This window comes from Streptomyces sp. H27-H5 (assembly GCF_026627505.1).
Taxonomy (GTDB): Bacteria; Actinomycetota; Actinomycetes; order Streptomycetales; family Streptomycetaceae; genus Streptomyces.
This window is the reverse complement of record NZ_JAPNLK010000018.1, coordinates 94,391-118,238: the sequence shown is the minus strand read 5'-3', so window position 1 is coordinate 118,238 and position 23,848 is coordinate 94,391. Positions and strand designations below refer to the sequence as shown.

Here is a 23,848-nt window from a genome sequence, read left to right as displayed (position 1 = left end):
CCACAGACCCACCCCCACCCCCTCGTACGGACCACCGGAACCCGCCCCGCCACGAAGACGGACCACAGGCCGCCCGCGCCGGCCCGAGGGGACCCGGCCGGTTCACCCCCGGGGGGCAACCGGACGGCGCCGGCCTGGCCGGGTGAACGCGCTTACCGCCCTGGCGAAATGGCTCGGCACCCTGGACCCCGACCAGCTGACGGCACTGCTGCAGGAGCAGGATCTGCCGCTCGCCGCCGAGGATCGGCGGATCACCACCCTCCGCGAGCTCGCCGAGTATCTGCTCACCGACGCGTCGGTGGGCCGGGGCCTGGCGGCGGGGACCGCCGGAGAACTGGAACTGCTCGCCTCCGTCTCCGTCCTGGCCCTGGAGTGCCACGGCCCCGTCGCCGGTGACGAGGCGGACGACGGCCCCCGGTATCCCTGGCAGCAGCGGAAGCCCGCACCGCCGCCGGTGGAGCCCGCGGACCGACTGGTACCCGAGCGGGACGTACTCGCCTGGTTCGAGCCGGGGAGGAGCAGCGGCGGGCCGAGCGGGTTCTCGCACGGCTGCACCGCCTGGTGCCCGGCCCGCCACTGCTCCCCGTACCCACCGCTTCGTCAGCCGGTACGGGGAGCACTACGCGGCCCCCGACTCCACCTACGTCTTCCGGGAGGGCGGCAGCGGCGACGAGGGCACCGACTGGCTAGCCGCGCGCGGGCTGCTGATCCCGGTCGGACCCGGTCTGGTGGAGCTTCCGTACGAGATCGCCCGAGCCCTGCGCGAAGGGGTCGCGGCACCCGGCCCCCGGCTGGATGCGGAGCCGCTCACCGCCACCGCGCCGCTGCCGCCAGGCTGGGAGGGCGAGGGCGGAACGGCCGCCGCCCACCACTACCCCCGCCGTGCCCGGAGCGGGCGCGGACCCGGCCGCCCGCGGTTCCGAGGGTCTGGGCGAGGACCTCACCACCCGCCCCGTCCTGGCCCAGGCGGTCACCGCGCTGCGCGAGGCCCTGTACGCAGCCTTGCCCGCACCCAGCGGTACGGCCCGGTTCCAGAGCGATCTGACCGCCACCGTCACCGGCGCGCCCGCGCCCGCCCTCGCCGACCTGCTCTCCGCCGTCGGTGACATCGAGTCCGAGGGGCACGCGGTGGTCTGGCGGATCAGCGCTGCCTCGGTACGGTGGGCCCTGGACTCCGGCTGGAGCCGACGAACTCCTCGACCGCCTCACCGCCGCGAGCGAGCGAGGCACCCCGCTGCCGCAGCCGCTGGCCTACACGATCAAGGACACCGCCCGTACCCACGGACAGCTCAAGGTCGTCCGCTCCGCCTGCTGCATCCGCTGGGACGACATCGGCCTGATCGCCGAGGTGGCCCATGCCCGCGGCCTGACCAAGCTCCGCCTGCGCCGGATCGCCCCCACCGTCCGATCTCCACAGCCCCGCCGGAGGAGACGTTGCCAGCCCTGCGCACGGCCGGCTACGCCCCCACCCAGGAAGCCGAGACCGGCACCACGGTCCTCGACCGCGCCCCCACCGACCGCGCGCCGAGCCTCCTGCCCACCCTGGACCAGGCCCACCCGGGTACGGCAAGCCGGTCCGCGGCGTCCCCGCGAGCGCCCGCGCGCTGGCCTGCGCACTCACCTCGGCCGGGTAGAGACGCGGGTCGGACGCCGATGACAGTGACTTTCGTCTATGGGAACGGGCGGCCGTGCCGCGTCGCTAGGCTGCCGGGATGAACACCGCCACGCCACTTCTCCTTGATCTGGACTCATTCCTCGCCCGGGCCGAAGAGCGAGGCGCCCCGCTGGACGCGCGGGCGGCCGAGGCCGTCCTCGGTCTGCTCGCGCTGGGCGAGGCACGCCGCCGGACCGGCCTGCCCGAGCCCACCGAGGAGCTCGCCGAGGAGCTGCTGCACATCCTGCTCCCGCTGTACGTCAGCGCCACCGAGGAAGAGCTGCCGGGCTTCGTGGCCGCGCTGGTCGCGCTGATCGACCACACCCACGAGGCCGGCCGCCTCAACGCCAAGCGGCAGGCGAAGCTCGTCGCCCGGGTGCGCGAGCTCGCCGGGGGCTTTACCCAGGCGATGACGAGCCCCCGCCGCCTCACCTGGCCGCGGCTGTACGGAAACCTGCTGCGCGCCGCGGGCGTGGACGCCACCGATCCCCGGGCTGTGCGCGACTGGCTGGAGGCGTTCGCCGCGCGCCCGCAGGCCGAGCGGAACGCCGCGTTCGGCTTCGCCTCCTCCTCTCCGAACGAACCGTTCGCCGAAGCGGCATACGCGGAGGCGCTGTGCGCGGAACGCTCCCGGCAGGCCCGTCCGCTGCTCGCCGCACGGCTGGAGGCCGTGGCGCTGGCCGAGCAGGTGCGACCCCGCCCCGGCGAGGGTCTGCTGGTTGCCGATGCCCCGGTAGGCAAGCCGGACGACGAGAGGGACGACTGGTACGAGGCGCAGGCGGCGGTGCTCACGGATCGCTGGACGGCAGCCGGGCTCGACACCCTGCTGCGCGGACCCTTCGTGCACCTGGCGCCGGGCGGCGGCAGCGCTCCCACCCCTCTTCTCGCCCTTGTCGAGGCCATGGCCGGCCAGCACCTGGAGATGTACGGCGACGCCTTCGCGCCGCTGCCCCCGGCCCCGTTGGCGGACTCCCCGGAGGAGCAGGCCGCGCTGCTGCGTTCCGCCCCGTTGCCCCAGCTCCTGGCGCGAGCCGCCGCCGATCCGCAGGGCGCGGACGGGCGAACGCGCGAACTGGCGCTGGCGAGCGGCTTCCTGGTGCGGGAGCAGGGCGGCGCGCTGAGCGCGGGGCCATCGGCCGAGGCCTGGCGTGAGGGTGGCCCCGCCGAGCTGACCGGGCTGGCCCTGAACCTGCTCGGCGTCCTACTGGCGCAGTCGGCCGAGGAAGAGGAGACCGCCGAGGAGTACGAAGGCGAGCACCTGATCACCCTCTACCTCCTATGCGAGCAAGCAGGGATGACGCAGTCCGTGGCCCGCATGGCTGCCCTGAACGACATGTGGTTCGTGCCGCCGGGCCATGAGAGCGCCCCCGACGCGTCCGTCCCGGCCACCGGGGACTACGAACTGCCCGCCCCCCAGGCCCTGTCCGCGGTCCTGGGACTTCCGGCACTCACCGAGTCCGACCGTACGGACCTCATCCCGTCCGCTGCCCGCCTCGTGCGCCTGATGGACCGCCTGGCCGCTCTGGGCATCACCGAGCGCACCGGAGACGCCCTCAGCCTCACCCCACTCGGCTCCGCCCTGCTGCGCGACATCCTCCTCGTGGGTCTCGAAGGCGAAGCCGCGGATGTCTTCCCCACGCGGGAGCAGGCGCTCGCCTGGGACGCGGAACGGCTCGTCGCGGCAGCCCAGTGGTGGCCGAAGCGGGCCGCCCGGCAGACCGTCGGCGACTGGCTGGACGCGCAGGGCACCGACGGATGGACCCCTCTGTTCGAGGCCATCTCCGCCGCCTGCCCTGAGGACGAGCCCGCGAGGCGGCGGGCGCTGCTCGCGGCTCTGGACGCGATGGTCGTGCCCGGCGAGGCCCTGTACGCACTGCTGGCCGACCCGGTCCTGGGCGGGTGGGCCGAACACGCCCTGCACGCACGCGGCCAGGCGCCCGCCCCCTCAGCCGTTCCGCTGTCGGCCCGCGCGGTGTACCTGGTCGACGCACTCGAAGCCGTACGGAGCGCCGCATCCCTCGAACACCGCATGACGGCGGCTGCGAACGAGGAGGAGCCCGAACTGTTCGCCGAGGTCCACGCAGTCTTCGACAAGGCCGCGGCAGCCTGGCCGGGCGGTGGCCCGGCCCTGCTCACCGCCCTCACGGCGGCGGACCCGTACACGTCCGCCTTTCTGGCGGAGCAGCTCTCACGCCACCCCGACCGCGCCACCGCCGAACAGGCCCGCCGAGCCTGGCGGGCCTTCCAGACCAGCGGTACGACCCGCTTCCCGGGCAGGAAGCCCGCCAAGCGCGCCGGCGGGAAGCGCAAGCGGCGCTGACCGACGCGAACACCGGGGCGGGGCCGCGCGGAGCCCGCCCCGCGCCGGCGACGTGGCCGCCCGGTCCCTGTCCCCGGGCCGCCCGGTCAGCGCACCTGCGTGACGAACGCCCGCCAGGCGCCGGCCCCGAACCCGATCACAGGCCCGGCGGGCCGCTTGCTGTCGCGGACGGGGACGATTCCGGGGACGTTGTCGGCCACCTCGACGCACTCGTTGTTGCCACCGCTGAACGTGCTGCTGCGCCACACTGCGCCCGTCAGATCCGGCGTGGGGTGGCGTTCGCTGTTCATCTTCCGTGCTCCTTGGCCCTGCGCTGGATGACAGTGCGGGACTCGACGGGTGACAGAGCGGACGTGCGTGCGGCGTCGAACAAGTCTTGGTAACGGGCAACCTCCGGTTCCCGTTCCAACCAAATGGATCCGGTTGGGTTGTCCGCCAGCACCACGTCGAGTGCCCCCTCCTCGCGGAACCCCAGCACTACGTATGGGCCGAACATACTCGCATGGGCTCCGCGCGAGAACGGCAGCACCTGGACAGTGACGTTCGGTAGCTCTGATGCCGTCAGCAAGTGCTCCAACTGGGCATGCATCACGTGTGGACCGCCGACTTGCTGGAGGAGTGCAGATTCCGAGAGTACGGCCCAGAGTTGAAGCGGTGCTTCGCCCGTCAGTCTCTCCTGCCGTGCGAGCCGCACCTGAACGAACTTCTCGATCTCGTCGCCGGATTGCCACTGCTGGGAGGCGACGGTCACCGCGCGGACGTACTCGGGGATTTGGAGCAGCCCAGGAATGAGCTGGGCTTGAAAGGTGCGGATGGATCCGGCGATTGCTTCCAGCGCGATGTAGTCGCGATAGGTGTCGGCGAGAACTGGACCGTACTGATGCCACCAGCTTTCCCTGCGCCGGCGGTTGGCCTTCTTGGCGAGTGCACTCAGCCGGGACAGCACAGCCGCGTCCGCCACCCCGTATGCGTGCAACATGGCCGCGAGATCCGGCAGTCGGACGGTGACGCGACCGTTCTCGATACGACTGATCTTGCCCTTGGTGCAGTCGAGCGCGTCGGCTGCATCCGTTGTCGTCAGACCGGCCGCCTCGCGCAACCGCCGCAGCTCGTCGCCCAGTTGGCGCCCGAGGACGGTCGATGGCGTGATGGTGCTCTTGGCTTCCATGTCAACACCTCTAGCAGAGCGGGGATCCTGATGGCCTCGCCTTAACTCGAAAGAGCGAAAGTAGGTCATGAAGCTACTAGCAACGTTGCAAGTTGGCGAGGAGTCCGGCCATTCTTCGGTATGGCACCGGCCGTCTAGCGCTGGTGGATCGCCGACCCTCAGGGGGTTGCACGATGACTGCACTGATCGATGTCTCTTTCCGGCTCACACGCAGGCCCCGCAGCGTGGCAGGGGCCCGCGCGGCGCTGCACGCCGTACTCGCGGACTGGGGCGGGGGGGAGGACATCCTCCACAGCGCCGAACTCGTCCTCTCCGAGCTCGTGACCAACGCGCTGCGCGCACCGGCGCCCAGCGACCGCCAGGTCGGCGTACGCATCGCCCACTCCTCGGCGGACGGGCTGCTGCGTCTGGAGGTGAGCGACGCGGGGTCCGGCCGGCCTTCGCTCGGGTGCCCCGAAGCAAACGACGAGCACGGCCGCGGTCTACAGGTAGTCGACGCCCTCAGCCACCGCTGGGGCGTCAGCACCCGCGCATGCGGCATCGGCAAGACCGTCTGGTCGGAGCTGAAGGCCCCGGACCTCGTCCCCGCACCCTCCACGAGGGAGATCGCCGCGATCGCGGTCCGACCCGGCCAACACGTCCGCGTCTGGGGCACCTGGCGCGAAGTCCGCGACGTACGAACGGCTCGCCACACCACCGGCGCCCTGTCGATCGTCCTCGGCCTGACCGAGGGCCCACCCCTACACCTCCCAGCGGCGGAGCCGGTGGCCGTACGGGGGCAGCCGTAGAACGGAATGCTGCCACGTGGCTGCAGAGACGAAGGCCCCCTCCGCGGCTGCCACCCTGGCGGCGGCTACTCGTTCCGTTAGATGGCCCCCTCAGGGACAGGCGCCAATCGGGCTGAGCGGCCCTTCGCAGAGATGGGGGGCTCCGGTCGGACGAGAGACTTGAGCTTATCGCGCGTCTCTGGGTCCGTCGAATAGATGACCGTGCCCACCATCCCCCGGGTCAGCAACACCTTGTAGGTGTTCCGGATCAGCCGGTTAACGTCTGCGTCCGGCGTGGCCTTGGTGAAGACGGGATCCTTCGATGCCGCTCGGTCTACCACCCAACGGTCCGTACGCCATACGAGGTCCGGACCGAGAATCACTCCGCTCCAGTCGTACTCGAACCCCTGAGCGGTGTAGACACATCCGACCTGACCGAAGCCCGCCGGGTCAGTAGCCCATAGCGCGGCGGGAGGGGCGCCGAGCACCGACCGGTCCCCGTACACGTTCCAAGGCCGGGCCCAGTCGCCGATGACGACATCGGCCGGCAACGCCTGGCCAGGTGTGAGTTTGGTGGTCCACTTCCAGCAGTACCCGGCGGACATGCGTGCCCCGTACCCTTCGGCCCGGCGCGTAGCGAGGAAGACCTCCAATTCCCGCGGGCTGTCGACCGTCTCCAACTGCACCCGTCCGTCCCTCTCCCACTCGACCGGCGCGTCCCCTTCCAGGCCTAGCAGCTGTACGACCCACCGGAGATAGGAGTCACTTCCCCCGCACCGGAACTGGCTCTCGAGGGAGACCACTCGGCAGCTGAGATTCTTTGCTGCCGCTGCATCACGGATCTGCTCAACCGTGCCCATCTCTCCGGGACGCACCACCTGATGCTGGTCCAGTAGGAACACCGGCACGCGCGCCGCGTCAATCAGCTCCTCAAGTTGCGCCCGTCCGCTGCGCAGCTCGGCCTTGGTGTAGCGGTTGGCCGAGGTCTTGCGGATGCGGTGGGCCTCGTCGCAGATCAGCACGTCGAGACCGTTGCGTTCCGCCTCCATGAAGCTGTTGAAGTACTTGAAGAGGTCCTGTACCTCGCGTTTGCGCGCGCCGGCAACCTTCCGCATGGTCTTGGTGAACGACTGCGAGCCGGTTGCATGCAGAGCGGAGACGTCACGCCGGTACATCTCGCCGAGGAGCGACAGCGCGATCACGCTCTTCCCCGAGCCGGGCCCGCCGGCCACCACGACCACTTCCTTGTGGTCGGACCGCTGTGCCTTGCGCACCGCCGACAGTACGAGCTCATACGCGAGGCGCTGCTCATCCAGCAGGACGAACTGCTCGCGCTCGCGGATCTCCTGCGCCGCGACGGACATCAGCTGGGTGGAGGGCTGAACTTTGCCGTCGCGGAGCACGTCGGCCGCTGCAGCTCCGGGCTTGGGTGCGAGTTTCGACCGGAGGAAATCCAGGAAGGCACCACGCTTGTCCGCGGTGAAGAGCATTCCATGGTCACTCTGCTCCACGGCATGCAGACCGCTTACGCCGAACTCGGTGGCGTTGTGCAGATAGGCGGCCCCTGCTATCCGGTCCGGCTTCTCCGAGAGTGCACCGTTGAAGGCGATCAGGTACTCGCAGTACCCGCGGACCTGCTCGATCGGATTGAGTACGGACTGCCTGTAGGCATCGATCCTGCACAGCAACGGGTCGTCCTCTTCGGGGTGAGCCTCGCTCCACTGCTTGAGCTCGACCACCACATACGACGGCTCGCCCGTCACCGGGTGTACGCCCGCCAGTATCGCGTCCGCGCGCTTGCTCGTCAGCGGGAGGCTGTATTCCAGGAGCACCTCGACCTGGCCGAGTCCCGCATCCAGCAGGGCGTTCGTCAGCGCGGGGATACTGCGCTCCCAGGAACGAACCTCGGAGGGGCCCGGACGACAGCCGTGGGTGTGCGTGAAGTTCTCGGTCAGGTGCAGTGCCAGCGACCCCTCGAGTGTGCGAGCGGCAACGGACGCGGCGGACTCGCGGAACAGCAAGGATTGCCCCCAGGCAGCACGAAGTAGCTCGTGCCTTGGGGGACCTACCTCGTGCCTGTTCTGCTGCTGAATCTTTCGGCGAGCAACCTGCTCATGCTCCACAGGAAGCGCCGCCTCCTCATTCCCTACTTGGCGGCCCGTCACGCCGCGATGTCGGGTGCGGAGGCGAGCGAGGGCGAGCATCGGGCCTGGGCGGAGAGCCTGATAGAGATGGCCACGGAGCTTATGGAGGTGGGCCGTGGCGAAGTGCACATGCTCGTCGAGTGCAAGCCGGACGGCGCTCCGGCACCGATCGACGTCGTCCTCGCCGGCCGCCACCCCGACACCGGCCGGGAATCCTTCACCCTCGTCGAACTGAAGGCGTGGTCCTCAGCTGCACGAAGCGGACACGACCCAGCGAAGGTCGAGGTGCCGGGTCTGGGTGCCAAGAACCACCCGGGCGATCAACTCGGGCGCACTTACGACTTCTTCGTCGGTGACCTAGGTCCGCTGAAGGGTCTGCAGATCCACTACGCGGGATTCAGCTTTCTCCACAACGCGGAAGAGGGCGCGGTACGGGATCTCTTCGCCCCGGGCACGGCGACTGGCCCCCACTCGCTCTGCTTCACCCGAGAGACCAGGAGTGACCTGCACCGTGAACTCCTGCGCCAGTTCGACAACAGCTCTGGCGCTTCGGCCGCAGAGACCTTGCTCCAGCGTATGGGCGTACGCAATCCGCCCCTGCTCCAAGCGATGGTCCAGTCCCGGGGGAAGGACTCCGTTTTTATTCTGCGAGGCGAGCAGCGGCGGGCGGCCGACGCCGTGTGCATGGCAGTGCAACGAACGGCCGCATCCCCGAGCCAAAACCTGCTGACGAACAGCTTCCAAAAGGATGCCGTGTTCGTCATCCGCGGAGGAGCGGGCAGCGGAAAGAGCGCCATCGGCCTGGAGCTCATGCGTCGGCTCAGCGCACAGGGACACACGGTCAAGTACGCGAGTGGCTCCAGAGCCTTCGACGCGAGCATGAAGAATCACGTGGGTTTCCGTGACCGTGCCTTCAAGGACCAATTCGTCTTCTTCAGCAGCTACATCGAACCGCCGGAGACCAGGCTGGACCTGCTGATCTGCGACGAGGCTCACCGACTGCGCGAGAGGTCCACGAACCACCGCCTACCGGAGGAGCGGTGGGGCAAGGGGGCGCAGGTAGATGAGCTCATGAACGCCGCCGCCGTTACCGTCTTCTTGCTCGACGCCCGCCAGTCGGTCCGGCCAAATGAAGTCGGCTCCGTCCAGCTCATCACGGAGGCGGCACAACGTCGAGGAATAGAGCCGGTCATCTTCGACCTGCAGGATCAGTTCCGCTGCGGGGGCAGTGATGCTTACCGACGCTGGGTCCACGACCTCCTTGGCTTTGCTGACCGGAGCGCTCAACCATGGCAGCCGGACGGGTTGATGCACATTGAGGTGGCCGACAGCCCCGGAGAGCTGGAGCAGACGATCCTGCAGGAGCATCGGGCAGGCGCCAGTGCCCGGATGGTCGCGGGCTTCTGCTGGCCCTGGAACAAGCCGAAAGGCCGCATCAGGCGTCTGGTCAGGGATGTCCGCGTCGGAGGCTGGCACCGCAAGTGGAATGCCTGGGGGGACAACTACTGCGAGGACGGGGCACCGCCCGCCAAACTGTGGGGAGTCAAGCCTGAGGGCGTGAGTCAGATCGGTTGTGTCTACTCGTCGCAGGGTCTGGAGTGGGACTGGTGCGGCGTGATTCTGGGTGATGACATGGTCTGGCGCGACGGCACCTGGGTGTTCCAGCGGGGCAAGCGGCGCCGCGTGTCCCCGGTGAAGATCTGGCGGGTCCGCAAGTCCGGATCGTTCGACCCAGAGGTCCGCAGTAGCAGCGTGGAACAGGATGACTTCGAGGACTGCGTCCGCAACGCGTACCACGTGCTGCTCACTCGGGGCAGCCGCGCTGTCGTCCTCTACTCCACGGACCCGCAGACCCAGGAGTACCTGAAGCGCAAGGTGGGAGCGGTAGCACACGAGGGCCTGCGCCCCACGTGGAAGAACCTGCCGCCACCGGCTCGCCGCACACTGACGATGCCCGGCACACGCAAGCGCGTCGTCCGGATGCGCCAAGAGGTGCTCTTCTGACACGGCGATCGCCGTCCGGACGGGCGATAGCATGATCCGGCACACCTGAAGAGCGGGCCGTGGCCTGGCCGATGGACTCCCGCCGGAATGCGATGGGGGCACAGGTCATGGGCGGCAACGGCGCCGGGTACACGTACTACGTCGACGATTCCGGTATCCCGCAGGATGGTCTCGCGCTGTATTCCTGGATCGGCGTCCCCGATGAGGCGGCGGTCGCGGTTGAGCAGCAATGGCTCGACTTCCGCGCCGACCTCCAACAGGACATAAGCGTGCCGGTGGAGTACGAACTCCACGCCCACCTCTTCATCAGCGGCCGAGGTCGCCCGGGGGGCCTCAACCCGACCAAGCACGCCCGCCGCCGGGCAGCCCAGTGGGCTCTGGACGTCATTGCCGACCTGCCCGGGGTCAGCATCGGATGTGTCTATGCCTGGGAGCACTGGCCGCGTGTCCCTCGCGAGACCGCCTTCACCGGGCTACTGCGCACCATCGACCAAAGTCTCGCTGAACAGGGTGCTCGCGGGCACGTGATCATCGATGGGGACGGCACGGACCGCATGTACGGAGACCGCCACTTCGACCTCGACCCTCCACACATCCCAGAAGAGCCGACTGCCCTCCCTGCGCACGAGAGTCACTGGCTTCAGATGGCGGACCTGGTCGCCTACACGGCCTGCCATGCCATCGCACGCCGGCCCAACCGCGAGTTCATGTGGGGCTGGTACAGCCGCCACTTGCCTAAGGCGGAGGGGCCAATCCAGGCCTAAACCACCTGGACACCCACCGGCCCGGAAATGACGGAACCCCGGCCGAAGCCGGGGTCCGTGAAAGCAGACCTGTCACTCGCATCCGCGGCAACAGGACCGCAATTCAACTCTACAGCGGCCCCGCCCCGCGAGCCATGCGTCGACTGGTCACCCTGGTGGTCTCCGGAGCCGGATCAGGCATGACTGCGCATACGCGAAGACCCCGTCTCAGCGAACTCGCTGATGGCGGGGTCTTGGGCACACTTGCACAGTGTGCCCCCGGCAGGATTCGAACCTGCGCACACGGCTCCGGAGGCCGTTGCTCTATCCCCTGAGCTACGGGGGCGCGTCGTCTGTGTTGCGGCGACGGGTGGAACACTACCAGCTCTCACCGGGTGATCAGGAACTCGTTTACCGGGGAGTGGGGAGTGCGTCGCCCGCAGGGGGTGGAAGTGGCAAAAACCCGGACGCGGGGCCTGTGGCGGACCTACTCTCGAGTTGTGTCAGGCGCCTCGGGTCGGGTGCTTGTTGTCGACGACAACAAGGTCATCCGGCAGTTGATCAAGGTCAATCTCGAGCTGGAGGGCTTCGAGGTCGTGACCGCGAACGATGGTGCCGAGTGCCTGGACGTCGTGCACCAGGTGTGTCCCGACGTGATCACCCTTGATGTGGTCATGCCCCGGTTGGACGGGTTCGGGGCGGCCGCGCAGTTGCGGGCCGATCCGCGGACGCGGCACCTGCCCGTCGCCATCGTCAGCGCGTGCACCCAGTACGAGGTCGAGGTCGGGATCGCCGCCGGTGTGGACGCGTTCCTCGCCAAGCCCTTCGAGCCCGCCGAGCTGGTGCGCGTCGTGCGCAGGCTGGCCGAGCGTCGGGACCGGCGCGAGCGGAAAGGGACACCGGCAGGGAGAGGGCGCGGGTAAGCCCGAGGGCGAGCGGTGAAGGACGGATGAGCCTCGTGTGTGAACCGCACGCGCGGGTGCTGTCCTCTTGTATGTGTTCACGCGTGTGTTCACATGCCGAAACCCTTCGCGTGACCCGGGGGCTTCTCCCCTAGGCTGGGTGACGTGACCCCCGCTGACCTCTCTCGTACCGTCGTGCGTGCCGTGCGCTGCGCCGTCGAGGACGGGGAGCTGCCGGTGGACGCGGTCGTTCCCGAGCGGGTCGTGGTCGAGCGGACCCGTCCCGGTGGGGTGGGGGAGTACGCCACGCCCGTCGCGTTCCAGGTGGCCAGGTCGGCCCGCCGCGCACCCGGGCAGGTGGCGGCGGTGCTCGCGCGCCGGCTGGAGGTATCGGACGGGATCGAGCGCGTCGAGATCACCGGGGCGGGGTTCCTGAACTTCGTGCTGCGGAAGCGTTCCGTCGCCGATCTGGTGCGCGAGATCCACTCCCAGGGAATCCGGTACGGATGCGCCCCGGATTCCGACCAGGAACAGGACCAAGATCAGGACCAGGACCACGGCCAAGGCCTCGCCGTCGTCCCCACCCCCCGCACCGAACTCCGCGCGCGCGTCGTTCGTGACGTCCTGCTGAGGATCGCGGCCACCCAGACCGCCGAACCCGCACCGAGCGCCGCCACCACCCCGACCATCGCCCCCGTCCCCGCCGGGGAAGGGGACGTCGTCGCGCGCTTCGGCGTCGACGCCGCCGCCTGGGCCATGCTCGCCGTCGCGCCCCACGAGAGCCCGGTGTTCGCCGGGCGGCTGCTCGCGCAGGACGAGTCCAACGAGTTCTTCCGCGTCCGGTACGCCCATTCCCGCGCCCGCGCGCTGACGCGCAACGCCGCCCTCCTCGGGTTCGAGAGCGCGCCCGGCGAGGCGCCCGCAGAAACCCTCCACGCGGACACCGTCCACGCCGACACCCTCCTCACGGACACCCTCCTGCGTGTCCTCGGCGAGCACCCCCTCGTCCTCGAGGCCGCCGCGCACCACCGGGCGCCCGAGCGACTCGTGCGGCACCTCGTCACCGTCGCCGACGCGCTGCTCGACTTCCAGTGCGACGTCCTGCCCCAGGGCGACGAGAAACCCTCGGCCGCCCACCGCTCCCGGCTGGCTCTCGCCGAAGCCGCCGGGACGGTGCTGGCCGGTGGCCTGACCCTGCTCGGCATGGACGCCCCTGAACGCCTGTGACCCGCAAAGAGAGATTTCGATGAGCCGTTCCGCGCACCCCGCCGGCCCCCGCCACGCCGACGTCCTGCCCGAGGGCCACTACGCCCCGCCGCCCGCCGACCTGAACGCGCTCGACGAGAAGGTCTGGGCCCGGACCGTCACGCGCGGCGACGACGGCGTGGTCAGCGTCGGCGGAGTCGAAGTCACCCGGCTCGCCGAGGAGTTCGGGACACCCGCCTTCTTCCTCGACGAGGCGGACTTCCGCGCCCGCTGCCGCGCCTGGGCGCACGCCTTCGGGCCGGACGCGGACGTGTTCTACGCCGGCAAGGCGTTCCTCTCCAAGGCCGTCGTGAAGTGGCTCAAGGAAGAGGGGCTCAACCTCGACGTCTGCTCCGCTGGCGAGCTGGCCACGGCGCTCGCCGCCGAGATGCCCGCCGAGCGCATCGCCTTCCACGGCAACAACAAGTCCGTCGCCGAGATCACCCGCGCCATCGAGGCCGGCGTCGGTCGCATCGTCCTCGACTCCTACCAGGAGATCGCCCGCGTCGCGCACATCGCGCGCGAGCTGGGCGTACGGCAGCCGGTGCAGATCCGCGTGACCGTCGGCGTGGAGGCGCACACCCACGAGTTCATCGCCACCGCCCACGAGGACCAGAAGTTCGGCATCGCCGTCGCGGACGGCTCCGCCGCCGAGGCCGTGCGCCGCGCACTCGGACACGACAGCCTGGAGCTGCTCGGCGTCCACTCCCACATCGGCTCGCAGATCTTCGACATGGCGGGCTTCGAGGTGTCGGCCAAGCGCGTGGTCCGGCTGCTGGCCGCCGTCCGCGACGAGCACGGCATCGAACTCCCGGAGATCGACCTGGGCGGCGGCCTCGGCATCGCCTACACCTCCGCGGACGACCCGCGCGAGCCCCACGAGATCGCGAAGGCCCTGCACGAGATCGTCGCCCGCGAATGCGAGTCGGCCGGGCTGCGCGCCCCGCGGATCTCCGTGGAACCCGGACGGGCGATCGTCGGCCCCACGGCCTTCACCCTGTACGAGGTCGGCACGATCAAGCCGCTGGACGGGCTGCGGACGTACGTGTCCGTCGACGGCGGCATGTCCGACAACATCCGTACCGCCCTCTACGACGCCGAGTACACGGTCAACCTGGTATCGCGCGTCTCCGACGCCGAACCGATGCTCGTCCGCGTCGTCGGCAAGCACTGCGAGAGCGGCGACATCGTGGTCAAGGACGCGTTCCTGCCGGCCGACCTGGCCCCGGGCGACCTGCTGGCCGTACCCGCCACCGGCGCGTACTGCCGCTCCATGGCCAGCAACTACAACCACTCGCTGCGCCCGCCCGTCGTCGCCGTGCGCGACGGACAGGCGCGCGTGATCGTCCGTCGGGAGACGGAGGAGGATCTCCTGAGTCTCGACCTCGGATGATGAAATAGACGTCTCACTCAATGGACCGAGGATGGAAACTGCTGTCCATTGAGTGAGACTGGTTCACACCTGGTGTGCAAACGGCGCTCCGGGTAGCGATGGAAGATCGAAAGGCGTAGGTCGAATGATGCGTACGCGTCCGCTGAAGGTGGCGCTGCTGGGCTGTGGAGTGGTCGGCTCAGAGGTGGCGCGCATCATGACGACGCACGCCGAAGACCTCGCGGCCAGGATCGGCGCGCCCGTCGAGCTCGCCGGCGTGGCCGTGCGCCGCCCCTCCAAGGTGCGCGAGGGCATCGACCCGGCGCTCGTCACCACCGACGCGACCGCCCTCCTCAAACGCGGTGACATCGACGTCGCCATCGAGGTCATCGGCGGCATCGAGCCGGCCCGCGCCCTCATCCACACCGCGTTCGAGCACGGCATCTCCGTGGTCTCGGCGAACAAGGCGCTGCTCGCCCAGGACGGCGCCGCGCTGCACGCCGCGGCCGACGCCGCGGGGCTGGACCTGTACTACGAGGCGGCCGTCGCCGGCGCCATTCCGCTGGTCCGCCCGATGCGCGAGTCCCTCGCCGGCGACAAGATCAACCGGGTGATGGGCATCGTCAACGGCACCACGAACTTCATCCTCGACAAGATGGACTCGACCGGCGCCGGCTACCAGGAGGCCCTCGACGAGGCCACCGCCCTCGGTTACGCCGAGGCCGACCCGACCGCCGACGTCGAGGGCTACGACGCCGCCGCCAAGGCCGCGATCCTCGCCGGCATCGCCTTCCACACCCGGGCCCGCCTCGACGACGTGTACCGCGAGGGCATGACCGAGGTCAGCGCCGCGGACTTCGCCTCCGCCAAGCGGATGGGCTGCACCATCAAGCTCCTCGCGATCCTGGAGCGCGCCGCCGACGGCCAGTCCGTCACCGCCCGCGTGCACCCCGCGATGATCCCGCTCAGCCACCCGCTGGCGTCCGTCCGCGAGGCGTACAACGCCGTCTTCGTCGAGGCGGAGGCCGCCGGTCGGCTCATGTTCTACGGGCCCGGCGCGGGCGGTGCCCCCACCGCGTCCGCGGTCCTCGGCGACCTCGTCGCCGTCTGCCGCAACAAGCTCGCCGAGGCAACGGGGCCCGGCGAGTCGGCGTACACCCAGCTGCCGGTCAGCACCATGGGCGACGTCGTCACGCGCTACCACATCAGCCTCGATGTGGCGGACAAGCCGGGCGTCCTCGCCCAGGTGGCGACGACGTTCGCGGAGCACGGTGTCTCCATCGACACCGTCCGGCAGCAGGGCAAGGACGGCGAGGCCTCCCTCGTCGTCGTCACTCACCGCGCGCACGACGCCGCCCTCTCCGGGACCGTCGAGGCGCTGCGGAAGCTGGACACCGTGCGCGGTGTCGCCAGCATCATGCGTGTTGAAGGGGAGTAAGGACCCATGAGCAGCAATCGCACCCACCAGTGGCGCGGCATCATCGAGGAGTACCGGGACCGCCTGCCGGTCACGGCCACGACTCCGGTGGTCACGCTCCGTGAGGGCGGTACTCCCCTCGTCCCGGCCCAGTTGCTCTCCGAGCGCACGGGCTGTGAGGTCCACCTGAAGGTCGAGGGTGCCAACCCCACCGGGTCCTTCAAGGACCGCGGCATGACGATGGCGATCACCCGGGCCAAGGAGGAGGGCGCCAAGGCCGTCATCTGCGCCTCCACCGGCAACACCTCGGCCTCGGCCGCGGCCTACGCGGTCCGCGCCGGCATGGTCTGCGCGGTCCTCGTGCCGCGCGGCAAGATCGCGCTTGGCAAGATGGGCCAGGCCCTCGTGCACGGCGCCAAGATCCTGCAGGTCGACGGCAACTTCGACGACTGCCTGGACCTGGCCCGCGCGCTGTCCGACAACTACCCGGTGGCGCTGGTCAATTCCGTCAATCCGGTGCGCATCGAGGGTCAGAAGACGGCCGCGTTCGAGATCGTCGACGCGCTCGGTGACGCCCCCGACATCCACGTGCTGCCCGTCGGCAACGCCGGCAACATCACCGCGTACTGGAAGGGCTTCAAGGAGTACAAGGCCGACGGTCTGTCCTCCCGTACGCCCCGCGTGTGGGGCTTCCAGGCCTCCGGTTCCGCGCCCATCGTGCGCGGCGAGGTCGTCAAGGAGCCGCACACCATCGCCACCGCGATCCGGATCGGCAACCCTGCCTCCTGGGACTACGCCCTCCAGGCGCGGGACGAGTCGGGCGGCTTCATCGACGAGGTGACGGACCGCCAGATCCTCGCGGCCTACCGCCTGTTGGCCGCGCAGGAGGGTGTCTTCGTCGAACCCGCCTCGGCCGCCTCGGTGGCCGGCCTGCTCAAGGCCGCCGATCTCGGTCTGGTCGACCCCGGCCAGAAGATCGTCTGCACGGTCACCGGCAACGGTCTGAAGGACCCCGACTGGGCCGTCGCCGGCGCCCCGCAGCCCGTCACCATCCCGGTGGACGCCGAGGCCGCGGCCGCCCGGCTCGGCCTGATCTGACCCCGGGATCCGACCCCGGTCGGACCCCTCGCCGAGTTGCCGGATTCCGGAAGTCCCCGGAATCCGGCAACTCGGTCCGTACGGCACAAAAGACAACGGAATTCAGCGGAAGAACACGACACGCATCGTGCGCCTCCTGTGCGCCCTATGTCGCGAGAGAACCTTCCTTCGATACGCTGTACTTACATCCGCCACCGCGCATATGACTCGGTGCTGCCCCACGGGCCTTCGGGTGTCGTACGTTCTCCAGTACATTCGCAGCGAAGATCCCGCCCAGCACCAGATCTCGCACAGTCACAAGGAGTGTCATCGACCGATGGCAGGTCCAGCGTTCCGCGCCGCCGCCGTACGAGTGCGCGTCCCCGCCAGCAGCGCCAACCTCGGCCCGGGCTTCGACGCCCTCGGTCTGGCCCTGGGGCTCTACGACGACGTGGTCGTCCGGGTCGCCGACTCCGGCCTGAACATCGACATCGCCGGCGAGGGCGCCGACACCCTCCCGCGCGACGAGAGCCACCTCCTCGTGCGTTCCATGCGCACCGCCTTCGACCTGCTGGGCGGACAGCCGCGCGGTCTGGAAGTCGTCTGTGCCAACCGGATCCCGCACGGTCGGGGCCTGGGCTCCTCCTCCGCCGCGATCTGCGCCGGCATCGTCGCCGCCCGCGCGGTGACCATAGGCGGGGAGACGAAGCTCGACGACGCCGCGCTGCTGGAACTCGCCACCGAGATCGAGGGCCACCCCGACAACGTCGCCGCCTGTCTCCTCGGCGGTTTCACCCTCGCCTGGATGGACGGCGGCAGCGCCAAGGCCATCCGTATGGAGCCCGCCGATTCCATCGTTCCGGTGGTCTTCGTGCCGTCCAGGCCCGTCCTGACCGAGACCGCGCGCGGCCTGCTTCCGCGCACCGTCCCGCATGTGGACGCGGCCGTGAACGCGGGCCGCGCGGGCCTGCTCGTGGAGGCCCTGACCAGGCGTCCCGAGCTGCTGCTGCCCGCCACCGAGGACCGGCTGCACCAGGAATACCGGTCCCCGGCGATGCCCGAGAGCGTGGCACTGGTGGGCCGACTGCGGGCGGACGGCATCCCCGCGGTCATCTCCGGCGCGGGCCCCACGGTCCTCGCGCTGGTCGACAACGGTGCGGCCGACAAGGTCGCGCGGCTCGCGGGCGAGGGGTGGGCCGCGAACCGGCTCGCCCTCGACGCCGCGGGCGCGAGCGTACTTCCGCTGGGCACGCAGGGCGGCTGAGCCTTTCCCGAATGGCCGAGGCCGAAAAGGCGCGGCCGAAAAAGGGAAGGGCCGGCCAGTGACCAGGGCGGGCGGCCGGGCAGGCCGCCCGCGCGGAAGGGCGTTACAGCCGGTGATTGAGAGGGGGAATGTCTGTTGGATCCGGTAGTGTTAGTCTCAAGTGCGCATCCGAAGCCGCCATGGCTCGGTGCTCAGTGTCCCCATTCGGGACCACCTTTCTTCCGGGAGCCTCCCCGACTGCTTTGATCGTCACCAGCAGTTTCGAGCACGCTCCGGAATCGGCGTGACATTCCCACGCTTTCAGCTCGGGGGCTTCTCGCCGGAACCACCCACGCACGTTTCTCTCCGCCGTATCTCTACAGGCGGACCACCGCCCCGGCCGCGGTCCATGACCCCTCACGTCATGGTCTGTTGTCGGACAGCACAACCGGTCGCCGAGCCAGACAGGCCGACGTCCGCTCCAGGGAAGGACCCTTCGTGAGCGACACCACCGATCTGATGGGCGCTGCCGACACCAACGTCGACACCAGTGCCCCCGCCGCGGGCGCCGCGCCCAAGCGCCGCCGCTCCGGCACCGGCCTCGACGGCATGGTCCTGGCCGAGCTTCAGCAGGTCGCGTCCGGCCTCGGTATCAGGGGTACCGCGCGCATGCGCAAGAGCCAGCTGATCGAGGTCATCAAGGAGGCGCAGGCGGGCGGCAGCGCCCCCAAGGCCGCCGCCGCCGCGGACACCGCCGAGGCCAAGCCGAAGCGCCGCGCCACCAGCAAGGCCCGCACGGGCGACGTCGCCGCCGAGGCGCCCGTCGAGAAGGCCGCTCAGCAGGCCCAGATCGACATTCCGGGCCAGCCGGCCGGGGGCCCCTCCCGCGCGAGCGAAACCGAGCGCGGGGCAGAAGACGCCCCGGCCGGCGAGCGTCGCCGGCGTCGTGCCACCGCCCCCTCCGGAAGCCCGGAGTCCGCGGCGCCCGTCGCCGTGCAGGTCGAGCAGAAGACCGAGACCGCCCCCGCCGCGCAGACCGACGTCAAGGCCGAGGCCGCGACCGCCGTCTCCGGTGGACAGGGTCAGGCCCAGGAGGCCGGCGAGGGTCGCGGTCGCCGCGACCGTCGCGACCGCGGTGACCGTGCCGAGCGCGGCGACGGCCGGCGCGACCGCCGCGACCGCGGCGCCAAGGCCGACGACCAGGGCCAGGCCGGCCAGGGTCAGGGCGGCCAGACCCAGCCCCAGACGGGTCAGGGCCAGGCCGGTCAGGGCGCTCAGGGCGGAGGCCGGCAGGACCGCGGCGACCGCCCGGACCGCGGCGACCGCCCGGACCGCGGCGACCGTCAGCAGCAGGGCGGCCGCGGCCAGGGCCAGAACCAGGGCCAGCAGGGTCGTCAGGACCGTCAGGACAACGGCCCCCAGGACGACTTCGACGGTGAGGACGGCCGTCGCGGCCGTCGTGGCCGCTACCGCGACCGTCGTGGCCGTCGTGGCCGTGACGAGTTCGCGCCGAGCGAGCCGCAGGTCGCCGACGACGACGTCCTGATCCCCGTCGCGGGCATCCTCGACATCCTCGACAACTACGCGTTCATCCGGACCTCCGGCTACCTGCCCGGCCCGAACGACGTGTACGTCTCCCTCGCCCAGGTCCGCAAGGCGGGTCTGCGCAAGGGCGACCACACCACCGGTGCGGTCCGTCAGCCCAAGGACGGCGAGCGCCGCGAGAAGTTCAACGCCCTCGTGCGCCTGGACTCCGTCAACGGCATGGCGCCCGAATCCGGCCGCGGCCGGCCGGAGTTCCAGAAGCTGACGCCCCTGTACCCGCAGGACCGGCTCCGTCTGGAGACCGACCCGGGCGTGCTGACGACCCGCATCATCGACCTCGTCGCACCGATCGGCAAGGGCCAGCGCGGTCTGATCGTGGCCCCGCCGAAGACCGGCAAGACCATGATCATGCAGGCCGTCGCCAACGCGATCACGGTCAACAACCCCGAGTGCCACCTGATGGTCGTCCTGGTCGACGAGCGTCCGGAAGAGGTCACCGACATGCAGCGGTCGGTCAAGGGCGAGGTCATCTCCTCGACCTTCGACCGTCCGGCCGAGGACCACACCACCGTCGCCGAGCTGGCCATCGAGCGCGCCAAGCGTCTCGTCGAGCTGGGTCACGACGTGGTCGTCCTGCTGGACTCCATCACCCGTCTGGGCCGCGCGTACAACCTCGCGGCGCCCGCCTCCGGTCGCATCCTGTCCGGTGGTGTCGACTCGACCGCGCTGTACCCGCCGAAGCGCTTCTTCGGTGCCGCGCGCAACATCGAGGACGGCGGCTCGCTGACCATCCTGGCCACCGCGCTGGTCGACACCGGCTCGCGCATGGACGAGGTGATCTTCGAGGAGTTCAAGGGCACCGGCAACATGGAGCTCAAGCTCGACCGCAAGCTCGCCGACAAGCGCATCTTCCCGGCCGTCGACGTCGACCCGTCGGGCACCCGCAAGGAGGAGATCCTCCTCAACGCGGAGGAGCTCGCCATCGTCTGGAAGCTGCGTCGGGTGCTGCACGCCCTCGACTCGCAGCAGGCGATCGAGCTGCTGCTCGACAAGATGAAGCAGACGAAGTCGAACGCCGAGTTCCTGATGCAGATCGCCAAGACGACGCCCGCGGGCAAGAACGACGACTGACCGTCGCCGTAACCGCACGTCCGACCGAGACCGCCCCCGCCGCATCCGCGACGGGGGCGGTCTCGTCGTGTACGGGCACCGCGGGCGTGCGCCGGTTCGTACACGCGGCGTACATGCTGTCGGCACTCGGTGCGACGTTCGACACACTCCCGCCCCTACGGCACCCCCGTGCGCGCCGCCCCCTCCCGTCGGGAAACCCCAGGCGAGCGCCCCGGCGAACGGTGCCGTTCCCCGTACCTGCGGCCCGGGAGGGGACAGGATCAGGCCTGCGGGCATGGAACCCTGAGGGACGTTGGTCCGTCTGTGTGAGGGGGCAGCAGGGGGAGATCGGCCGACCGGGCCGGGCGCCGTACGCAGGACTGAGGAGACCATGAGCGAGGACAGCACGGGCCGCCGCGCCACCGGCGGAGGGCGCCGACGCAAGCCGCCGCCGCGGCGCCGCAAGGCCCTCACCGTCGCCGCGTGGACGGCCGCCGGCGTGGTCGTGCTGGGCGGCGGGGGACTGGGCTACTTCTACTTCAAGTTCAACGGGAACCTGAAGAGCGTCGACATCGACCAGGCCCTGGGCAGCGACCGCCCGCAGAACATCGACAACGGCTCGATGGACATCCTCGTCCTCGGCTCGGACTCGCGCGGCGGGGCCAACGGCGAGTACGGCCGCGACGACGGCGGCTCCGCCCGCTCCGACACCGCGATGATCATCCACCTGTACGAGGGCCACAAGAAGGCGAGCGTGGTGTCGATACCGCGCGACACCATCGTGAAGCGACCCTCCTGCGAGACCTCGGACGGAAAGACGGACCAGGGCGGCAACCGCTCGCAGTTCAACGAGGCCTTCACGGTCGGCGGGGCCGTCTGCGCGGTCAAGACCGTCGAGAAGATCTCGGGGATCCGCATGGACCACTACATCGAGGTCGACTTCACGGGCTTCAAGAAGATCATCGACAACCTCGGCGGCGTCGAGGTCACCACCAACAAGCCGATCAAGGACGGCGCCAGCCACCTCAACCTCCCGGCCGGCGCCAACAAGCTCAACGGCGAACAGGCCCTCGGCCTCGTCCGGACCCGCAAGAGCGTCGGCGACGGCAGCGACCTGGGACGAATACAACTCCAGCAGGCCTTCATCAAGGCGCTGATCAAGCAGGTCAAGAGCGTCGGCGTCTTCGACAACCCCAAGCGGCTGCTCGACCTCGCGGACTCCGCCACCAAGGCGATCACCACCGACCGGGCGCTCGGCGACGTGAAGTCCCTGATGGGCTTCGCGCAGGGCCTCCAGGGCATCGACGGCGCGGACATGCAGATGATCACCCTCCCCGTGGCCGGCGACCCCGTCGACCCCAACCGGGTCGTCCCGCTCACCAAGGAGTCCAAGATGGTCTGGGACTCCCTGCTCGCCGACCAGCCGATTCCGGCCGAGGCCACGGCGAACTCGGCCGGGGACAAGGGTGCGGCCGGGTCGATCGTGCAGAGCCCCTGACGCGAGTCACCGCAGGTCAGGGCGGTTCCTCCGGGGGCCGGAATAGATGCCCGCCGCTCCCTGTTGACGAGGGCGTCCTCAGAATTTTGACAGGCGGCCCGGTCCTGGCAGACTGGTCTGTCGGCCCCGGTTCACGCAGCGCGCAATTCGGCTCCTGCGACCCGGCGCCCTCCCGAATCTAGGAGACACCTTGAAGCGCGATGTTCACCCCCAGTACGTCGAGACCCAGGTCAGCTGCACCTGTGGCGCGTCGTTCACGACCCACAGCACCCTGACCGAGGGCACCATCCGTGCCGAGGTCTGCTCCGAGTGCCACCCGTTCTACACGGGCAAGCAGAAGATCCTCGACACCGGTGGCCGTGTGGCCCGCTTCGAGGCCCGCTTCGGCAAGGCTGCCGGCTCGAAGTAGCGAGCCTCCGGCGCCGGATCCCGGCTGCGCACCGTTTCACACGGGGGCAGCCGGGCCGGCGCCTTTCTCGTCCCGCAGCCATTTCTCACTTATCTCCAGGAGCCCCCGATGTTCGAGGCGGTCGAGGAACTGATCGGCGAGCACGCCGATCTGGAAAAGAAGCTCGCCGACCCTTCGGTCCACTCCGATCAGGCCAACGCCCGCAAGCTGAACAAGCGCTACGCGGAGCTCACGCCGATCATCGCCACCTTCCGCGCGTGGAAGCAGGCGGCCGAGGACATCGAGACGGCCAAGGAGTTCGCGGCGACCGACCCCGACTTCGCCGCCGAGGCCAAGGAACTGACCGCACAGCGCGAAGAGCTCACCGAGAAGCTCCGCCTGCTGCTCGTTCCGCGCGACCCCAGCGACGACAAGGACGTGCTCCTCGAGGTCAAGGCCGGGGCGGGCGGCGACGAGTCCGCCCTCTTCGCGGGCGACCTGCTGCGCATGTACCTGCGCTACGCCGAGCGCGTGGGCTGGAAGACCGAGATCATCGACGCCACCGAGTCCGAGCTCGGCGGCTACAAGGACGTCCAGGTCTCCGTCCGCACCAAGGGCGGCAACGGCGCGACCGAGCCCGGCCAGGGCGTCTGGGCCCGCCTGAAGTACGAGGGCGGCGTGCACCGCGTCCAGCGCGTGCCGGCCACCGAGTCCCAGGGCCGCATCCACACCTCCGCCGCCGGCGTGCTCGTCACCCCGGAAGCCGAGGAGGTCGAGGTCGAGGTCAACATGAACGACCTCCGCATCGACGTGTACCGCTCCTCGGGCCCCGGCGGCCAGTCCGTCAACACCACCGACTCGGCCGTGCGCATCACGCACATCCCGACCGGTGTCGTCGCGTCCTGCCAGAACGAGAAGAGCCAGCTCCAGAACAAGGAGCAGGCCATGCGCATCCTGCGCTCGCGGCTGCTCGCCGCGGCCCAGGAAGCCGCCGAGCAGGAGGCCTCCGACGTGCGCCGCAGCCAGGTGCGCAGCGTGGACCGGTCCGAGAAGATCCGCACGTACAACTACCCGGAAAACCGGATCTCGGACCACCGGACCGGCTTCAAGGCGTACAACTTGGACCAGGTGCTCGACGGCGACCTCGATCCGGTCATCCAGGCCTGCGTCGACACCGACTCCGCGGCCAAGCTCGCGGCCGCCCACTGATCCAGACCCGCACCACCCCCCGTACGACAGCAGCCCGGAGGA

At 70.0% G+C, this 23,848-nt stretch carries 17 protein-coding genes, 1 tRNA gene and 1 pseudogene; 15 read left to right on the top strand and 4 right to left on the bottom strand.

All coding sequences use genetic code 11. The features are described from left to right. Nucleotides 1-795 precede the first annotated feature (795 nt). Nucleotides 796-1,657 (top strand): annotated as a pseudogene (locus tag OTB19_RS43600) (helicase-associated domain-containing protein). Nucleotides 1,658-1,712: 55 nt separating this feature from the next. Beyond that, nucleotides 1,713-3,974 (top strand): hypothetical protein, encoded by a 2,262-nt coding sequence (locus tag OTB19_RS11910; protein WP_267798029.1) that lies wholly within the window; start codon nucleotides 1,713-1,715, stop codon nucleotides 3,972-3,974. An 86-nt stretch (nucleotides 3,975-4,060) separates the two neighbouring features. Here OTB19_RS11910 and OTB19_RS11905 read toward each other — a convergent pair whose 3' ends face one another. Next, entirely contained in the window at nucleotides 4,061-4,264 is a 204-nt protein-coding gene (locus OTB19_RS11905; RefSeq protein WP_267798028.1) for a DUF397 domain-containing protein, read from the bottom strand. Beyond that, entirely contained in the window at nucleotides 4,261-5,142 is an 882-nt protein-coding gene (locus OTB19_RS11900) for a helix-turn-helix domain-containing protein (protein WP_267798027.1), read from the bottom strand. The genes OTB19_RS11905 and OTB19_RS11900 overlap by 4 nt, the downstream gene beginning before the upstream one ends. A 173-nt stretch (nucleotides 5,143-5,315) precedes the next feature. Here OTB19_RS11900 and OTB19_RS11895 point away from each other — a divergent pair, with 173 nt between their 5' ends. Further along, a complete protein-coding gene (locus OTB19_RS11895) occupies nucleotides 5,316-5,930 on the top strand; it encodes an ATP-binding protein (protein WP_267798026.1) in 615 nt (204 codons plus the stop codon). 77 nt (nucleotides 5,931-6,007) lie between these two features. Here the strand turns inward: OTB19_RS11895 and OTB19_RS11890 are convergent, their stop codons facing one another. Next, complete coding sequence (locus OTB19_RS11890; protein WP_267798025.1) at nucleotides 6,008-7,930, bottom strand: DUF2075 domain-containing protein; 1,923 nt, start codon at nucleotides 7,928-7,930, stop codon at nucleotides 6,008-6,010. A gap of 51 nt (nucleotides 7,931-7,981) precedes the next feature. Between OTB19_RS11890 and OTB19_RS11885 the strand changes: the two genes are divergently transcribed. Next, nucleotides 7,982-10,057, top strand: a complete 2,076-nt coding sequence (locus OTB19_RS11885) for a DUF2075 domain-containing protein (RefSeq protein ID WP_267798024.1) — start codon at nucleotides 7,982-7,984, stop codon at nucleotides 10,055-10,057. Between the two features lie 107 nt (nucleotides 10,058-10,164). Beyond that, nucleotides 10,165-10,821, top strand: a complete 657-nt coding sequence (locus OTB19_RS11880) for a DUF3800 domain-containing protein (RefSeq protein ID WP_267798023.1) — start codon at nucleotides 10,165-10,167, stop codon at nucleotides 10,819-10,821. Between the two features lie 253 nt (nucleotides 10,822-11,074). On the opposite strand, the gene OTB19_RS11875 is transcribed toward OTB19_RS11880, so the two are convergent. Beyond that, nucleotides 11,075-11,146 (bottom strand) — tRNA-Arg (locus tag OTB19_RS11875). 82 nt (nucleotides 11,147-11,228) lie between these two features. On the opposite strand from OTB19_RS11875, the gene OTB19_RS11870 reads away from it, so the two are divergent. From OTB19_RS11870 to prfA, 10 genes are all read left to right on the top strand, one after another. Continuing rightward, on the top strand, nucleotides 11,229-11,723 hold the full coding sequence (locus OTB19_RS11870) for a response regulator (protein ID WP_267798022.1): 495 nt from the start codon (nucleotides 11,229-11,231) through the stop codon (nucleotides 11,721-11,723). 144 nt (nucleotides 11,724-11,867) lie between these two features. Further along, on the top strand, nucleotides 11,868-12,929 hold the full coding sequence (gene nrtL, locus OTB19_RS11865) for an ArgS-related anticodon-binding protein NrtL (RefSeq protein ID WP_267798021.1): 1,062 nt from the start codon (nucleotides 11,868-11,870) through the stop codon (nucleotides 12,927-12,929). A 19-nt stretch (nucleotides 12,930-12,948) separates the two neighbouring features. Further along, complete coding sequence (gene lysA / locus OTB19_RS11860) at nucleotides 12,949-14,340, top strand: diaminopimelate decarboxylase (protein WP_267798020.1); 1,392 nt, start codon at nucleotides 12,949-12,951, stop codon at nucleotides 14,338-14,340. Nucleotides 14,341-14,464: 124 nt separating this feature from the next. Continuing rightward, a complete protein-coding gene (locus OTB19_RS11855; protein ID WP_267798019.1) occupies nucleotides 14,465-15,757 on the top strand; it encodes a homoserine dehydrogenase in 1,293 nt (430 codons plus the stop codon). A 6-nt stretch (nucleotides 15,758-15,763) separates the two neighbouring features. Further along, the gene (gene thrC / locus OTB19_RS11850; RefSeq protein WP_267798018.1) at nucleotides 15,764-16,834 is read left to right on the top strand and encodes a threonine synthase; all 1,071 of its coding nucleotides are present in this window, start codon (nucleotides 15,764-15,766) and stop codon (nucleotides 16,832-16,834) included. Nucleotides 16,835-17,150: 316 nt separating this feature from the next. Continuing rightward, on the top strand, nucleotides 17,151-18,077 hold the full coding sequence (thrB, locus tag OTB19_RS11845; RefSeq protein ID WP_267798017.1) for a homoserine kinase: 927 nt from the start codon (nucleotides 17,151-17,153) through the stop codon (nucleotides 18,075-18,077). Between the two features lie 477 nt (nucleotides 18,078-18,554). Then, nucleotides 18,555-20,732: a transcription termination factor Rho gene (gene rho, locus OTB19_RS11840; protein WP_267798016.1), complete on the top strand. Its 2,178-nt coding sequence runs from the start codon at nucleotides 18,555-18,557 to the stop codon at nucleotides 20,730-20,732. Between the two features lie 370 nt (nucleotides 20,733-21,102). Continuing rightward, nucleotides 21,103-22,209, top strand: coding sequence for an LCP family protein (locus OTB19_RS11835; protein WP_267798015.1), 1,107 nt, complete (start codon nucleotides 21,103-21,105; stop codon nucleotides 22,207-22,209). Nucleotides 22,210-22,399: 190 nt separating this feature from the next. Continuing rightward, nucleotides 22,400-22,618 carry a 50S ribosomal protein L31 gene (gene rpmE, locus OTB19_RS11830; protein ID WP_267798014.1) on the top strand — a complete coding sequence of 73 codons (219 nt, stop codon included), beginning with the start codon at nucleotides 22,400-22,402 and terminating at the stop codon, nucleotides 22,616-22,618. 108 nt (nucleotides 22,619-22,726) lie between these two features. After that, nucleotides 22,727-23,806, top strand: coding sequence for a peptide chain release factor 1 (gene prfA, locus OTB19_RS11825; RefSeq protein WP_267798013.1), 1,080 nt, complete (start codon nucleotides 22,727-22,729; stop codon nucleotides 23,804-23,806). Nucleotides 23,807-23,848: the final 42 nt, after the last annotated feature.

What these genes read in the sequence shown, in the direction of transcription:
- OTB19_RS11910 (WP_267798029.1), top strand. Translation starts at nt 1,713, where the DNA reads ATGAACACCGCCACGCCACTTCTCCTTGATCTGGACTCATTCCTCGCC.
- OTB19_RS11905 (WP_267798028.1), bottom strand. Translation starts at nt 4,264, where the DNA reads ATGAACAGCGAACGCCACCCCACGCCGGATCTGACGGGCGCAGTGTGG.
- OTB19_RS11900 (WP_267798027.1), bottom strand. Translation starts at nt 5,142, where the DNA reads ATGGAAGCCAAGAGCACCATCACGCCATCGACCGTCCTCGGGCGCCAA.
- OTB19_RS11895 (WP_267798026.1), top strand. Translation starts at nt 5,316, where the DNA reads ATGACTGCACTGATCGATGTCTCTTTCCGGCTCACACGCAGGCCCCGC.
- OTB19_RS11880 (WP_267798023.1), top strand. Translation starts at nt 10,165, where the DNA reads ATGGGCGGCAACGGCGCCGGGTACACGTACTACGTCGACGATTCCGGT.
- lysA (WP_267798020.1), top strand. Translation starts at nt 12,949, where the DNA reads ATGAGCCGTTCCGCGCACCCCGCCGGCCCCCGCCACGCCGACGTCCTG.
- OTB19_RS11855 (WP_267798019.1), top strand. Translation starts at nt 14,465, where the DNA reads ATGATGCGTACGCGTCCGCTGAAGGTGGCGCTGCTGGGCTGTGGAGTG.
- thrC (WP_267798018.1), top strand. Translation starts at nt 15,764, where the DNA reads ATGAGCAGCAATCGCACCCACCAGTGGCGCGGCATCATCGAGGAGTAC.
- thrB (WP_267798017.1), top strand. Translation starts at nt 17,151, where the DNA reads ATGGCAGGTCCAGCGTTCCGCGCCGCCGCCGTACGAGTGCGCGTCCCC.
- OTB19_RS11835 (WP_267798015.1), top strand. Translation starts at nt 21,103, where the DNA reads ATGAGCGAGGACAGCACGGGCCGCCGCGCCACCGGCGGAGGGCGCCGA.
- prfA (WP_267798013.1), top strand. Translation starts at nt 22,727, where the DNA reads ATGTTCGAGGCGGTCGAGGAACTGATCGGCGAGCACGCCGATCTGGAA.